This is a genomic window from Synechococcus sp. MIT S9452 (genome assembly GCF_047304245.1).
In the GTDB taxonomy this organism is placed as follows: domain Bacteria; phylum Cyanobacteriota; class Cyanobacteriia; order PCC-6307; family Cyanobiaceae; genus RCC307.
The window spans coordinates 1989884-2003205 of record NZ_CP138956.1; the positions used below are offsets into that span (position 1 = coordinate 1989884).

The following is a 13322-nucleotide window of genomic DNA, read 5'->3' on the forward strand; positions in this document are numbered from 1 at the left end:
ATCAGCGCTTGGAGAACTGAGGAGCTTTACGAGCTTTCTTGAGGCCGTACTTACGGCGTTCCTTGGCGCGAGGGTCGCGGCTCAGGTGACCTTCGCTCTTGAGCGGTTTGCGGTTGTCGGGGGACAGCTCACACAGGGCGCGTGCCGCTCCTTGCTTGATGGCATCGGCCTGGCCGGTGAGCCCGCCACCACGGACATTCACAAGGATGTCGTACTCCTTGGAGAGCCCCAGGGTGTCGAGCGGTGCACGCACCGCGTTGAGGTAGCTGGGGTTGTAGTTGAGGTAGTTATCGCCAGGGCGGCCATTGATGGTGATCGTTCCATCGCCAGGCACCACCCGAACCCGTGCCACGGAGGTCTTACGACGACCGGTGCCCCAGTAGACGACGCGCTTGCTGCTGCTGGTCATTTGATGCTGGCGGAGGGGTTGAGCTGGTAAGGCTGGGGCTGCTGGGCGCCATGGGGGTGCTCGGCACCCTTGTAGACCTTCAGCTTGCGGAACAACTGCCGACCGAGGGCGTTGTGGGGAAGCATGCCCTTGATGGCCTTCTCCACGATGCGCTCGGGAATGCGCTGCTGCAGGGCGGCAAAGGTTTCCACCTTCATCCCGCCCGGGCGGCCGGAGTGACGGCGGTAGAGCTTGTCGCTCGCCTTGTTGCCGGTGACTTTCACCTTGTCGGCATTGATCACCACCACAAAGTCACCGGTGTCCAGGTGAGGGGTGTAGGTCGGCTTGTTCTTGCCGCGCAGAACCGAGGCCACTTCAGTCGCGAGGCGACCGAGGCACTGGTTTTCCGCATCCACCACGTACCAGTGGCGTTCAACGGTATTGAGAGAGGGGACGACTGTTTTGTTCATCGCGCCGGCAGGCCGGAATCACGGGACGGGCCCTGCATGTGCAGGGACTGGACTTGGCTGGAGCTGGAATCCAGATCAAAAAGTCTGAAATCTCCACCAATTCCGAAGCTAGTTCAGAGAACTTCGCCTGTCGGATTGCTGGTGATCTCAGGGGGCGGATCGGAAGTCTCCAGCCGATACCGCGGTTGGCAATCGTACCACGCACCCCTTGGGAATACGGGCTCTGGGTAGCCCACACGCAGCAGGCAAAGTCCCTGTGGTGGAGCGGCTTCTTTGACCTCGTCACGGCGTTGCTCACGCCAGCGTTGGCGGAATTGCTCAGGGCTGATGCGGCCCTCTCCAGCGGCCACCAGTTGCCCCACCAGCAATCGCACCATGCCGTAGAGAAACCCACTGGCTTGGATCTCCAGGGTGAGGATGTCGCCCTCCCGCTGCAGGCTCACCTCCTGCACGGTGGTGCGGGCGTGGGCGCGCTGGCTGCCCGCCCGCTGAAAGGCCGAAAAGTCGTGGTGTCCGAGCAGTTCCTGCAGCAGCTCCTGCATCAGGTGGTCTTGCAGGCGCCATTGGTAGCGGTGCCAGCTGATGGGGGCCAAAAACAGATTCGGCCGCCGGGCGTTGTAGATGCAGTAGCGGTAGCGCCGATATGTGGCGCTGAAGCAGGCATGCCAATCCGGTGCCACGGCTGCACTGGCCCGCACCCGGATGCTGCCGGGCAGCCGGCCATTGAGGGCTGGGGCCCAGCGGGGCGCCGGGATGGGCCCATGGCAATCAAAGTGCACCACTTGGGCGGCGGCATGGACGCCGGTGTCGGTGCGGCCGGCGGCAATGGTGCGGCTGAGTTTGGCGCCAACGCCAGCGGGGAGTGGGTCGAGGGCCTCAATCGCTTCATCGAGGATTTGTTGAACACTGCGGTGCTGGGGCTGCCGCTGCCAGCCACAAAAAGGCCCCCCGTCGTATTGCAGACAGAGGGCGATGCGCTGGCCGGTCAATGGGCTGGAGCTCAGACCAGTTCGATGATGGCCATCTCGGCGTTGTCACCGCGGCGGGGCACGGTGCGAATGATGCGGGTGTAGCCACCGTTGCGGTCGCCGTAGCGCTCGCTGGCTTTGTCAAACAGGGCATGCACCAGCTGCTTGTCGTAGATGTAGCCCAGGGCCCGGCGGCGGGCAGCCAGGCTGCCGTCTTTGGCCAAGCTGATCATCCGCTCAGTTTCATCGCGGAGTGCCTTGGCACGGGCCTTGGTGGTGGTCACCCGGCCTTCGCGGATGAGCTGGGTGGTGAGGCCACGGAGCATGGCCTTGCGTTGGTCGGCGGGACGTCCCAGCTGGGGGACTCGGCACTGGTGGCGCATGGGTCGAAAGGAGGTGTGGGGATGGTGGCCGTCAGGCGGTGGTGCGGCTCTGGGGCAAGGAGATGCCGATGCGCTCAAGCGCTTCGATTACTTCATCCGCCGACTTGGCACCGAAGTTTTTGATCTCCAGCAGATCCTCGTAGCTGAAGCCCATCAGATCCGAAACGGAGTTGACCTGGGCACGCTTGAGGCAGTTGTAAGCCCGCACTGAGAGGTTGAGCTCCTCCAGGGGGATCTGGCTCTCAGCGCTGGGCTCAGGCTCCTGACCGGGCTCTTCGGCCAGGGTCACGGTGGCCAGAGGCTGGAACAGGGCGATCAGCTGGTTGGCCGCATAAGCCAGGGCGTCATCGGGGGTGATGGAGCCGTTGGTGTTGATCTCCAGGCGCAGACGCTCACGGGCTGAGCCGCCTTCACCCACAGCGGTTTCGTCCACTGTGAAGTTCACGCGACGCACGGGCATGAACACTGCGTCGATTTGGAGCAAATCCAGGGCGGCAGCGTCTTCGCTGGTGCGCTCGACGGGGCGGTAGCCCACGCCACGCTCCACATGGACTTCGAGTTCCAGGGCATGGCCATCGGCCACGGTGGCAATGGGGCAGTCGGCGTTGACCACCGACACCTGGGAGGAGAACTGCAGATCGCTGGCGGTCACCGAGGCGGGGCCATTGACCACGAGGCGGCCAATTTCGGTGTCGCGGGAGCGGCTGCTGAGAACCAGTTCTTTGCAGTTCAGCAGGATGTCGAGGACGTCTTCACGCACGCCGGGAACGGTGGCGTATTCGTGGTTGACGCCAGCGATGCGGACAGCCGTGACGGCGGTGCCCTCAAGGCCGCTCATCAGGACGCGCCGAAGGGCGGTGCCAAGAGTGGTGGCCTGGCCTCGATCGAGAGGGCCGATGACGAAGACACCAGATTGGGACTGATCGTCAGCGATCTGATAGTCGACGCGGTCAATTTGGTACTGCAGCACGGCCGGAAGAGCTGTAAAGGGAAGAAGCCCGAAGGCGGAAGGTGAAAGAGGCGATCAGACGCGGCGTCGCTTGGCGCGACGGCAGCCGTTGTGGGGCAGGGGAGTCACGTCGCGGATCAAGGTGATTTCCAGGCCGGCCACCTGCAGAGCGCGGATGGCGGTTTCCCGGCCGGAGCCAGGACCGCGGACCAGAACTTCGATCTGACGCATGCCCTGCTCGAGCGCGCGGCGGGCTGCTGCTTCAGCAGCGGTTTGGGCGGCAAACGGGGTGCCCTTGCGAGCGCCTTTGAAGCCACTGGCACCAGCGGAAGACCAAGCGATCACTTCACCCGCGGTGTCGGTGATCGAGACGATGGTGTTGTTGAAGGTGCTCTGGATGTGAGCAACGCCGTTGGGGACGTTGCGTTTGGCCTTTTTGGGCCCTTTTTTTGCTGTCTTCGCCATGGAGAAGGTGCCGCAGGTGCAGCGAGGTGATCAAAGAACGGAATGGGGGTCTGCCTTGGTGACGCTGGCGATGGCCAGCGGCAAAGCAGAGGGAAGGCAAGTCAGGACTTACTTCTTCTTGCCGGCCACGGTCTTACGGGCGCCGCGACGGGTGCGGGCATTGGTGCGGGTGCGCTGTCCGCGCACGGGCAGGCCCATGCGGTGACGGCGACCACGCAGGCAGCCGATGTCCTGCAGGCGCTTCATGGCCATGCCTTCCTGACGGCGCAGGTCGCCTTCGAGGGTGAAAGTTTCCGCGGCCGCCCGCAGTTTTTGAACATCAGCGTCGCTGAGGTCCTTGACGCGGGTGTCGGGATTCACGCCTGTGGAGGCAAGAATCTTTTGGGAACGGGTCAGGCCGACGCCATAGATGTAGGTGAGTGCGATCTCCACACGCTTTTCGCGGGGGATATCAACACCGGAAATCCGAGCCACTGAGGGAAAGGTTGTTGGGACAAGAGGTGAAGACAGACTTCACCGGGAAATGAGGTTGCGAGGCACGAATGTGCCCGCCAAGATTGAAACCGATATCGATTCAGCCCTGGCGTTGCTTGTGCTTGGGGTTGGCGCAGATGACCATGACGCGGCCGTGGCGACGAATCACCCGGCACTTGTCGCACATGCGCTTCACTGAGGCGCGCACCTTCATGGGTGGGCTCTCCTATTGACAAACAAACAACTTATCACGGCGCCTTAAGCCAAGGCCGCTGTGATTCGCTCGGCGACGGCTTCGATCGTGCCAGTGCTGACCACCCTTTTCAGCTGTCCGCGCTGCTCGTAGTGGTTGATCAAAGGCGCGGTTTGCTCCCGGTAAACGCTGAGCCGATGGCGAATCACCTCTTCGTTGTCATCGGCGCGGCCACGGGCCAGCAGACGTTGCACAAGCTCTTCGTCGTCCAGCTCCATCAACAAAACGCTTTGCAGCGGTTGGTCGAGCTCGCTCAGCAGGGCATCAAGGGCTTCGGCCTGGGCCAGGTTGCGGGGGAATCCATCCAGCAGCCAGCCGCCGCTGTGGCTTTGCAGGCGTGAGCGCACGATCGCCAGCACCAGCGCATCGCTCACCAGTTCACCGCGGTTCATCACCGCTTCGGCTTCTTTGCCTAGGTCGCTGCCGGCTTTGACCTCTGCGCGCAGCAGGTCGCCGGTGGAGAGATGCAGCAGCCCATGGCTGGCTGCCAGGCGTTCGGCTTGGGTTCCTTTGCCGGCACCAGGTGGGCCGACAAACAGCAGTCGATGACTCATTGACGCACCATTCCTTCGTAACGCTGGGAGATCACATAGGTCTGAACCTGCTTGGCGGTGTCAATGGCAACGCCCACCAGGATCAGTAGAGAGGTGGCACCAAGGCCTTGGAAGGTCTTGACGTTGGTGGCCCCTTCCACGGCGGCCGGGATGATGGCGACGGCGCCCAAAAAGATGCCACCGAGCAGGGTGAGCCTGTTTTGCACACCGCTGAGGTACTTAGCTGTAGCCGTGCCAGGCCTCACGCCAGGAACGGCAACGCCACCTTTTTTGAGGTTGGAGGCGATGTCTTGAGGGTTGATCGTCAAGGTGGCGTAGAAGAACGAGAACCCGCAGATCAAGCCAAAGAACACAAGGGCATACAGCCAGGGGGTGCTGCTGTTGGGGTTGAGGTAACCAGCCACCCTGACGAGCAGCTCACTCTTGGTGAGGTTGGCGATGGTGAGAGGTAGGAAGATCACCGCCGAGGCAAAAATGATCGGCATCACGCCGCCGGCATTGAGCTTTAAGGGCAAATAACTTTGCCGCTCAGGCAGCATGGCTCCAGCGCCTACCTGGCGTTTGGCGCTCACAATCGGAATGCGACGGCTGCCTTCCTGCACGCAAACGATCCCCAGGATCGTGATCAGGAACACGAGGACCAGCACGATGATGCCGGCAATGGTGCCGCGGTCCCCGCTCTGGGCCAATTCCACGGTGGAACCCAAGGCCCGTGGCAAGGTCGCCACGATGTTCAAAAAGATCACCAGGGAGGCGCCTTGGCCAATGCCCCGTTCGGTGATCACTTCTGAGATCCACATCACCACCATCGAACCGGTGACCAGCGCCAGGGCGGTTTGGATCACAAACACCACCTGGGGAACCGATTCCAAGGCGTAGGGGCGCAGGATCATCGCGAAGACGATGCTCTGCAGAACACCCCAGCCCAGGGCGACATAGCGGGTGATTTGAGCAATTTTGCGCCGCCCTGCCTCGCCTTCGTTCTTCTGCAGATCCTCCAAGCTCGGGAGGGCTGCGGTCAGCAGCTGCAGGATGATCGAGGCGTTAATGAACGGCAGGATCCCCAGGGCAAAGATGCCCAAGGCCGAGATGCCGCCGCCGGTAAAGATGTCGAGGAAGCCAATTAGTTGGCCGCCTTGCTGAATGAATTGTTGGAAGGCTTCGCGGTCAATCCCTGGAATGGGGATGTAGATGCCAAGCCTCACCAACACCAAAAGGCCCAGGGTCGTGAGCACACGATCCCTGAGCCCTTTGGCTTGAAACAGTTGCGTGACGACTTCGCCGGCGCTTGGGGTGCGCCCCCGACTGACAAGCATGACTCGCGAAGTTGAAAGTGGACCGGGGGGATCAGTCGATCAGTTCGCAGCTGCCGCCGGCGGCTTCGATCTTCTCGCGGGCTGAGGCGGTGAACGCCGCAGCATGAACGGTGAGCTTCACCTTCAGCTCCCCATCGCCCAGCACCTTAAGCGCATGCTTTGGAGAGGTGAGGATGCCAGCTTCAATCAGTGAATCGCGGGTGACGACCGTGCCGGCTTTGAGCTCGGCAAGTTCGCCCACGTTCACGACGGTGAAGCGCTTGGGGTTCACCAAGGTGAAGTGCTTCAGCTTGGGAACGCGGCGATACAAAGGCATCTGACCGCCTTCAAAGCCAGGCCGGGTGGGCCGGCCGGAGCGGGACTTCTGGCCGCGCATGCCGAAGCCGCAGCTGGCGCCTTGGCCAGCGGCGATGCCGCGGCCCTTGCGCATCTTGCGACGACGGGCCCCCTTCTGGGGCTTGAGGGATTGCAGGGTGAGGCTCATGACAGGGCTCAGGAGTAGATCTGCTCGAGGGTGATACCCCGTTCCTTGGCGGTGTCCTGGTGGGTGCGCAGGTCCCGCAGGGCCACCATGGCAGCCCGAGCGTTGTTCAGGGGGGTTTTGCTGCCCAGGCGCTTGGCCAAGACATTCTTGATGCCAGCCAGCTCAAGCACCGTGCGGATCGAACCGCCGGCAATTACCCCGGTACCGGGGGCGGCTGGGCGCATCAGCACGCTGGCAGCGCCATCGCGGCCGGTGCTGATGGTGGGGATGGAGTTGGAGCGGGTCAGGGGCACCTTGACCAGGTGCTTTTTGCCATCGGCAACCCCCTTTTTGACCGCACCGATGACATCACCGGCTTTGCCGACGCCGACGCCGACTTGGCCCTTCTCGTTGCCAACGACAACGATGGCCCGGAAGCTCATCTTCTTACCGCCTTTCACGGTCTTGGAAACGCGGCGGATCTGAATCACGCGTTCCTGCCACTCGGAGTCACGCTCGTCGCGACCGCGGCCACGACGGTCTCCGCGACCGCGGCGATCACCGCCGCGACCACCACCGCCACCACGGCGTTCGCCTTGGCCCTGGCCCTGCCCTTCAGCAGCGGCTGGAACATCGGCGGCGCCTGGAACGTCCTGGCCGGGAGTCTGGTTAGTTGCTTGAGTCATGGTTGCTCGGGATCAGAACTGCAGGCCCGCTTCCCGGGCAGCTTCGGCCAGGGCCTTGACCCGACCGTGGTACAGGTTGCCTCCGCGGTCGAAGACCACCTGTTGGATGCCTTTGGCGATGGCGCGCTTGGCGACCAACTGACCGACTGCGGTGGAAGCATCGCAGTTGGCACCGCTCTTGAGGCTGGTGCGCAGGTCCTTATCGAGGCTTGAAGCCGCAGCCAGGGTGTGCTGGGCAGCATCGTCGATGACCTGGGCGTAGATGTGCTCGTTGGAGCGATACACAGCCAAGCGCGGACGCTCGGGTGTGCCCTCGAGGTGACGGCGCAGGCGCCGGTGGCGCTTCTGGGTTTGTTCCTTGCGTGGAGTGGACATAGCGGAATAGCGGTGGGCTGAAGAGCGGCCTTATTTCTTGCCGGTCTTTCCGGCCTTGCGGAGGATGCGTTCCCCCTCGTACTTGATCCCTTTGCCCTTGTAGGGCTCGGGCGGACGGATGCCGCGCACCTTGGCGGCTTCATTGCCCACCAACTCCTTATCGGCCCCGCTCACGGTGACCAAGGTGTTGTTCTCCACCGCAAAGGTGACGCCTTCGGGAGCATCCATCTCAACGGGGTGGCTGTAGCCGGCGCTCACCACCAGCTTTTTGCCTTTGACCTGGGCGCGGTAACCCACGCCAATGATCTCCAGCTTTTTGCTGTACCCCTTGGAGACCCCTTCGACCATGTTGGCCACCAGGGTGCGGCACAGGCCGTGGCGTTCACGGGAACGGCGGCTGGTGTCAATGGGGCTGACGGTGACGGCGTTGTCGGCCTGGCTGACGCTGACGCCTTCGGGGAGCACTCGCTCGAGTTCCCCTTTGGGGCCCTTGACCTTGACGGTCAGACCGCTGATCTCCACCGAGACCTTCTCAGGGATGGGGACCGGATTTTTGCCGATGCGTGACATGGTTCTGACCTCCGATCAGTAGACGTAGCAGAGCACTTCGCCGCCCACGCCCTCTTTACGGGCGTCGCGGTCGCTCATCACACCTTTGGAGGTGGAGATGATGGCGACTCCGAGTCCGCCGAGCACCTTGGGTAGGTCGCGGCGGTTGCTGTAGATGCGCAAGCCAGGCTTGCTCACCCGTTGCACGGAACGGATGGTGGGCACCTTTTGCTTGCCGCTGTACTTGAGCGACAGCACCAGGTGCTTTTGAACCCCTTCGCCAGCCTCGGAGAACTGATCGATGAAGCCTTCCTGCTCCAGCACCTTGGCGATGCTGCGGTTCATCCGGGAAAGCGGGATGTTGGTGGTTTGGTGACGTTTCTCAGACGCATTGCGGATGCGAGTGAGCATGTCGGAAATCGGGTCTGTGTTGGCCATAACGGTGTCCGGAACGTGAGCGATCAGTTGTTGCGGAACGGCATCCCCATCTCGCGAAGCAGGGCTTGGCCCTCTTCGTCGTTACGGGCGCTGGTCACGATGGTGATGTCCATGCCCCGGATGGCGTCGATCTTGTCGAAGGAAATCTCGGGGAAGATGATTTGTTCGCGAACCCCCAGGGTGTAGTTCCCGCGGCCGTCAAAGCTCTTCTCGCTCACACCGCGGAAGTCGCGGATACGAGGCAGGGCGAGGTTGATCAGGCGCTCGAGGAAGGCGTACATGCGATCCCCGCGCAGGGTCACGGCAACGCCGATTGGCATCCCTTGGCGGATCTTGAAGCCGGCGATGGCCTTTTTGGCTCGGGTCACCACCGGCTTTTGGCCAGTGATGGTGGCGATCTCTTCAACGGAAGCTTCCAGAGACTTGGCGTTCTGGGCTGCTTCACCAAGACCACGGTTCACGGTGACTTTCATCACCTTGGGAACCTGGTGCAGGTTGGAGAAGTTGAGATCCTTCAGCAGCTTTGGCTGGATCGCTTCCCGGTAGCGCTTTTTGAGTGACATGGCGGGGGTTGGGGGAAGTGTTTCTGGTCGGTGTCAGAAACGGGGGTGAACAGGTTGATTGGGCTCAGTCGAGCAATTCACCTGTTTTCTTGAGCTTGCGCTTTTTGTTGCCGTCTTTGTCGACAACGATTTCAACGCGGCTGGCCACCTTTTTGTCGGTGGAATACACCATCACGTTGGAGGCATGCAGTGATGCTTCTTCAGTGACGATGCGGCCGGTCTCGCCTTCTTGGGCGGGCTTGACGTGGCGGGTGCGCAGGTTGACGCCCTGCACCACAACACGGTTTTCCCAGGGCAGGGTGCGCAGCACTTCGCCGGTCTTGCCCTTGTCTTTGCCAGCGATCACCTGAACGGTGTCGCCTTTACGAATCCGCATCTTGGTGCGGGTGGGTGAAGCGGTAGCCATTTCAGATCACCTCCGGAGCGAGGGACACGATCTTGGTGAAGCTGCGCTCGCGCAGCTCACGGGCAACGGGGCCGAAGACCCGGGTGCCGCGTGGGTTTTTGTCGTCGTTGATGATCACGGCGGCGTTGTCGTCAAAACGAATGGCATTGCCGGTTTCGCGCCGCATGGTGTGCTTCGTGCGCACCACAACGGCTTTGACGATGTCCGATTTCTTGACGCCCATGTTGGGCATGGCGTCTTTGACGGTCGCCACAATCACATCGCCCACATGGGCATAACGACGGTTGGTGCCGAGGACGCGAATGCACTGAATGCGCTTGGCGCCGCTGTTGTCGGCAACGGTGAGGAAGGTTTCCTGCTGAATCATGGTGTGATCTCCTCAGCTACCGCTTTTGGTGGTCATGATTTCGGCCACTGCCCAGCGCTTGCTGCGACTCAGAGGACGGGTCTCGGTGATTCGGACCCGGTCGCCAACTTGGCAACGGTTGTCCTCGTCGTGGACCTTGTAACGGGTGGTGCGGCTGACCGTCTTCTTGTAGATGGGGTGAGGGAAGCGGTTCTCAACCGCCACCACCACTGTTTTTTCCATCTTGTCGCTGACGACGGTGCCGACCCTTTCTTTGACTGCCATGGTGATTCCTAGGGTCAGTTAGCGGGGGCGGCGGAGCGCTCGCGCTCCTGTTGCACCGTCAGCAGCTGGGCCAGCTTGATGCGGGCATGACGGAAGCGGTGCGGGTTCTCCAGCCGGCTGGTGGCCTGCTGAAAACGCAGATCGAACAGTTCGCGGCGGGTGCCGCTGATCTGCTCATTGATCTCGGTGTCGCTGAGTTTGCGGGTTTCAGCGATGTCAGGAAGGGCCATGGGTCAGGACTCCACTGCTGCGGTTTGCGCGGTGGCCTCGACAGCGGCCTCCTGCTCTTCTTTGACGAGGAATTTCGTCTTGACCGGCAGCTTGTACTGGGCCAGACGCATGGCCTCTTTGGCCAGCTCCTCAGTGATCTCAGGACCGCCGATCTCAAACAGGATGCGACCTGGTTTGATCACGGCGACCCAGAACTCCGGGTTGCCCTTACCGGAACCCATGCGGGTTTCGGCGGCCCGCATGGTGACGGGCTTGTCGGGGAAGATCCGGATCCAGATCTTTCCTCCCCGCTTGGTGTAGCGGGTCATGGCTCGGCGGCTGGCCTCGATCTGGCGGGAGGTGATCCAGCCACATTCCTGGGCCTGCAGTGCAAACGAACCGAAGGCAATGGTGTTGCCGCGGGTAGCGACACCGCGCATGCGGCCTCGCTGTTGTTTGCGGAATTTGACGCGACGTGGACTCAGCATGGTTCAGGCCTCCCTCATTCCTCGTTGGAGCGATCTTCGAACTCTTGGGGTCGTCGGCTGGCCCGACGACGGGGCGCAGCACCCACGGGGGGTTGCTGCTTCTGGCCCGGCAGTACCTCACCTTTGAAGACCCAGACCTTGATGCCCAGCACCCCGTAGGTGGTGCTGGCCACCTTGGTGGCGTAATCAATGTCGGCACGCAGGGTGTGGAGCGGAACGCGGCCCTCGCGGGTCCATTCCGTCCGGGCGATTTCAGCGCCGTTGAGGCGACCGCCCACCTGGATCTTGAGACCCAGAACGCCAGCCCGTTGGGCCCGCTGCACCGCCATGCGAATCACGCGGCGGAACGCAACGCGCTTCTCCAGCTGTTGAGCGATGTACTCAGCCAGCAGGAAGGCATCGGCGTCGACCCGTTCCACCTCAACAACGTTGATGCGGACCTGGCGGCTCTTGTCGCCCAGGGTCTTCTGGATGCCGGAGCGAAGCTCCTCAATGCCAGAGCCTTGACGGCCCACCAGGACGCCAGGACGGGCGGTTTTGAGCTCGACCTCAAGCTGGTCGGCCTTGCGGGCGATCAGCACGCTGCTGATGCCGGCGGAGGCGTACTTCTTGGTGACGAACTTCCGGATCCGCTCATCCTCCTGAAGCAGGGTTGGATAGGTCCGGGCGGGGGCGTACCAGCGGGAGCGGTGTTCCTGGGTGATCCCCAGGCGCACGCCGGTCGGGTTGATTTTGTTTCCCATCGGTCGTTAGGCGTCTTGGGGAGTCACACCAATGGAGATGTGACAGGTGGGCTTTTTGATCTGGTAGGCGCGGCCCTGGGCCCGGGGGCGATAGCGCTTCATGGCAGGTCCCATGTCTGCGCTGGCCAGGGTGACCACCAGGTTGCTGGGATCGAGTCCCATGTTGTGCTCGGCGTTGGCCACAGCTGAGCGCAGAACCTTGGTGATCGGCCCTGTGGAGCGGTAGGGCATGAACTCGAGCATGATCAGCGCGTCGCGATAGCTGCGACCGCGGATCTGATCGAGCACCCGGCGAACCTTCGAAACCGAGCCGCGCACGAAGCGGGCATGGGCCAGGGCCTGGGGGGATGCGGTGGTGGCCATCTCAGCGTCCTCCTTTCTTGTCTTTGATGTGGCCCTTGAAGGTGCGAGTCGGCGCGAACTCCCCGAGCTTGTGACCCACCATTTGCTCGGTCACAAAGACCGGCACGTGGGCCTTGCCGTTGTGCACGGCAATGGTGTGGCCGATCATCATCGGCAGGATGGTGGAGGCCCGAGACCAGGTCTTGATCACGGGCTTTTCGCCGGCTGCGTTCAGCTTCTCCACCTTGCGGAGGAGGCTGTCGGCGACGAAAGGTCCTTTTTTGAGTGAGCGTCCCATGGCGGTTTAAGCGATCAGCAAGAGGTGTTGGTTCATCAGGAATCCCGTCCGCCACGGCTCCGCTTGGAGGTCTTGCGACGCTTGCGGAGGACGAACTTGTTGCTGGGCTTGTTGCGCTTGCGGGTCTTGAGGCCCAGGGCGGGTTTGCCCCAGGGAGTCACAGGACCAGAGCGGCCGATGGGAGCGCGACCCTCGCCACCACCATGGGGGTGATCGCAGGGGTTCATCACGCTGCCGCGCACCTCGGGGCGGCGACCCAGCCAGCGTTTGCGACCAGCCTTGCCCAGGCTGGTGTTGCGGACTTCAGAGTTGCCCACTTCGCCGAGGGTGGCGTAGCACTCGCGGCGCACCAAGCGAACCTCGGTGGAGGGCAGCTTGAGGGCGACGTAGTCCCCCTCTTTGGCCATCACCTGGGCGCTGGCACCAGCGGTGCGAACCATTTGGCCGCCGCGTCCGGCATAGAGCTCAACGTTGTGAACTGCTGAACCCAGAGGAATCGCTGAAAGCGGCAGGGCATTGCCCACCTCAATGGGGGCCTCAGGTCCTGCCACCACCTCCTGACCCACCTGCACGCCGGCGGGATGAAGGATGTAGCGCTTTTCGCCGTCGGCGTAATAGAGCAGCGCCAGCCGCGCATTGCGATGCGGGTCGTACTGGATGGCAGCCACGCGGGCCACCACACCGTGCTTGTCGCGACGGAAATCAACGATCCGGTAGAGCCGCTTGTGGCCACCACCACGGTGGCGGCAGGTGATCACACCGCGGTTATTGCGGCCCTTGCGGCGGTGCTTGGCCACCACAAGGCTGCGTTCCGGCTTGCGCCGGGTGACTTCACTGAAGTCGCTGACCACCCGGGTGCGAGTGCCGGGGGTGTAAGGGCGGAAGCTACGAATTCCCATGACTAACGCTC

General features: G+C 62.5%; 25 protein-coding genes. All 25 read right to left on the reverse strand.

Going from position 1 to position 13322, the window contains the following annotated elements; all coding sequences use genetic code 11:
- Position 1: 1 nt before the first annotated feature.
- The 25 genes from rpsI to rplB all read right to left on the reverse strand — a co-directional run bounded on the left by rpsI (position 2) and on the right by rplB (position 13311).
- Complete coding sequence (gene rpsI / locus SIB46_RS10500; protein WP_011936557.1) at positions 2–409, reverse strand: 30S ribosomal protein S9; 408 nt, start codon at positions 407–409, stop codon at positions 2–4.
- Positions 406–858: a 50S ribosomal protein L13 gene (rplM, locus tag SIB46_RS10505; RefSeq protein WP_011936556.1), complete on the reverse strand. Its 453-nt coding sequence runs from the start codon at positions 856–858 to the stop codon at positions 406–408. Before rplM ends, rpsI begins: the two co-directional genes overlap by 4 nt.
- Before the next feature lie 113 nt (positions 859–971).
- The gene (gene truA, locus SIB46_RS10510; protein WP_413296101.1) at positions 972–1847 is read right to left on the reverse strand and encodes a tRNA pseudouridine(38-40) synthase TruA; all 876 of its coding nucleotides are present in this window, start codon (positions 1845–1847) and stop codon (positions 972–974) included.
- Between the two features lie 11 nt (positions 1848–1858).
- Positions 1859–2209: a 50S ribosomal protein L17 gene (gene rplQ, locus SIB46_RS10515; RefSeq protein ID WP_011936554.1), complete on the reverse strand. Its 351-nt coding sequence runs from the start codon at positions 2207–2209 to the stop codon at positions 1859–1861.
- A 31-nt stretch (positions 2210–2240) separates the two neighbouring features.
- Positions 2241–3179 carry a DNA-directed RNA polymerase subunit alpha gene (locus SIB46_RS10520; RefSeq protein ID WP_413296102.1) on the reverse strand — a complete coding sequence of 313 codons (939 nt, stop codon included), beginning with the start codon at positions 3177–3179 and terminating at the stop codon, positions 2241–2243.
- Between the two features lie 54 nt (positions 3180–3233).
- Complete coding sequence (gene rpsK / locus SIB46_RS10525; RefSeq protein WP_011936552.1) at positions 3234–3623, reverse strand: 30S ribosomal protein S11; 390 nt, start codon at positions 3621–3623, stop codon at positions 3234–3236.
- Between the two features lie 108 nt (positions 3624–3731).
- On the reverse strand, positions 3732–4097 hold the full coding sequence (gene rpsM, locus SIB46_RS10530; RefSeq protein WP_413296103.1) for a 30S ribosomal protein S13: 366 nt from the start codon (positions 4095–4097) through the stop codon (positions 3732–3734).
- 100 nt (positions 4098–4197) lie between these two features.
- Positions 4198–4311: a 50S ribosomal protein L36 gene (rpmJ, locus tag SIB46_RS10535; protein ID WP_011936550.1), complete on the reverse strand. Its 114-nt coding sequence runs from the start codon at positions 4309–4311 to the stop codon at positions 4198–4200.
- Positions 4312–4355: 44 nt separating this feature from the next.
- A complete protein-coding gene (locus SIB46_RS10540) occupies positions 4356–4904 on the reverse strand; it encodes an adenylate kinase (protein WP_413296104.1) in 549 nt (182 codons plus the stop codon).
- Positions 4901–6220 carry a preprotein translocase subunit SecY gene (gene secY, locus SIB46_RS10545; RefSeq protein ID WP_413296105.1) on the reverse strand — a complete coding sequence of 440 codons (1320 nt, stop codon included), beginning with the start codon at positions 6218–6220 and terminating at the stop codon, positions 4901–4903. Before secY ends, SIB46_RS10540 begins: the two co-directional genes overlap by 4 nt.
- Before the next feature lie 31 nt (positions 6221–6251).
- On the reverse strand, positions 6252–6704 hold the full coding sequence (rplO, locus tag SIB46_RS10550; protein WP_413296106.1) for a 50S ribosomal protein L15: 453 nt from the start codon (positions 6702–6704) through the stop codon (positions 6252–6254).
- An 8-nt stretch (positions 6705–6712) separates the two neighbouring features.
- Positions 6713–7369, reverse strand: coding sequence for a 30S ribosomal protein S5 (gene rpsE, locus SIB46_RS10555; protein WP_011936546.1), 657 nt, complete (start codon positions 7367–7369; stop codon positions 6713–6715).
- A gap of 12 nt (positions 7370–7381) precedes the next feature.
- On the reverse strand, positions 7382–7744 hold the full coding sequence (rplR, locus tag SIB46_RS10560; protein WP_413296107.1) for a 50S ribosomal protein L18: 363 nt from the start codon (positions 7742–7744) through the stop codon (positions 7382–7384).
- 30 nt (positions 7745–7774) lie between these two features.
- Positions 7775–8314, reverse strand: coding sequence for a 50S ribosomal protein L6 (rplF, locus tag SIB46_RS10565; protein ID WP_413296108.1), 540 nt, complete (start codon positions 8312–8314; stop codon positions 7775–7777).
- A 15-nt stretch (positions 8315–8329) separates the two neighbouring features.
- Complete coding sequence (gene rpsH / locus SIB46_RS10570) at positions 8330–8731, reverse strand: 30S ribosomal protein S8 (RefSeq protein WP_413296109.1); 402 nt, start codon at positions 8729–8731, stop codon at positions 8330–8332.
- 23 nt (positions 8732–8754) lie between these two features.
- Positions 8755–9294 carry a 50S ribosomal protein L5 gene (rplE, locus tag SIB46_RS10575; RefSeq protein WP_413296110.1) on the reverse strand — a complete coding sequence of 180 codons (540 nt, stop codon included), beginning with the start codon at positions 9292–9294 and terminating at the stop codon, positions 8755–8757.
- Between the two features lie 64 nt (positions 9295–9358).
- Complete coding sequence (rplX, locus tag SIB46_RS10580; RefSeq protein ID WP_413297773.1) at positions 9359–9670, reverse strand: 50S ribosomal protein L24; 312 nt, start codon at positions 9668–9670, stop codon at positions 9359–9361.
- Positions 9671–9701: 31 nt separating this feature from the next.
- The gene (gene rplN / locus SIB46_RS10585; protein ID WP_413296111.1) at positions 9702–10067 is read right to left on the reverse strand and encodes a 50S ribosomal protein L14; all 366 of its coding nucleotides are present in this window, start codon (positions 10065–10067) and stop codon (positions 9702–9704) included.
- Positions 10068–10079: 12 nt separating this feature from the next.
- Complete coding sequence (gene rpsQ, locus SIB46_RS10590) at positions 10080–10331, reverse strand: 30S ribosomal protein S17 (RefSeq protein ID WP_011936539.1); 252 nt, start codon at positions 10329–10331, stop codon at positions 10080–10082.
- 14 nt (positions 10332–10345) lie between these two features.
- The gene (rpmC, locus tag SIB46_RS10595) at positions 10346–10561 is read right to left on the reverse strand and encodes a 50S ribosomal protein L29 (RefSeq protein ID WP_413296112.1); all 216 of its coding nucleotides are present in this window, start codon (positions 10559–10561) and stop codon (positions 10346–10348) included.
- Positions 10562–10564: 3 nt separating this feature from the next.
- Positions 10565–11029, reverse strand: coding sequence for a 50S ribosomal protein L16 (rplP, locus tag SIB46_RS10600; protein ID WP_413296113.1), 465 nt, complete (start codon positions 11027–11029; stop codon positions 10565–10567).
- Between the two features lie 14 nt (positions 11030–11043).
- Positions 11044–11772, reverse strand: coding sequence for a 30S ribosomal protein S3 (rpsC, locus tag SIB46_RS10605; RefSeq protein WP_413296114.1), 729 nt, complete (start codon positions 11770–11772; stop codon positions 11044–11046).
- A gap of 6 nt (positions 11773–11778) precedes the next feature.
- The gene (rplV, locus tag SIB46_RS10610; protein ID WP_413296115.1) at positions 11779–12135 is read right to left on the reverse strand and encodes a 50S ribosomal protein L22; all 357 of its coding nucleotides are present in this window, start codon (positions 12133–12135) and stop codon (positions 11779–11781) included.
- Between the two features lies 1 nt (position 12136).
- Complete coding sequence (rpsS, locus tag SIB46_RS10615) at positions 12137–12412, reverse strand: 30S ribosomal protein S19 (RefSeq protein ID WP_011936534.1); 276 nt, start codon at positions 12410–12412, stop codon at positions 12137–12139.
- A 35-nt stretch (positions 12413–12447) separates the two neighbouring features.
- The gene (gene rplB / locus SIB46_RS10620) at positions 12448–13311 is read right to left on the reverse strand and encodes a 50S ribosomal protein L2 (RefSeq protein WP_413296116.1); all 864 of its coding nucleotides are present in this window, start codon (positions 13309–13311) and stop codon (positions 12448–12450) included.
- Between the last annotated feature and the right edge of the window lie 11 nt (positions 13312–13322).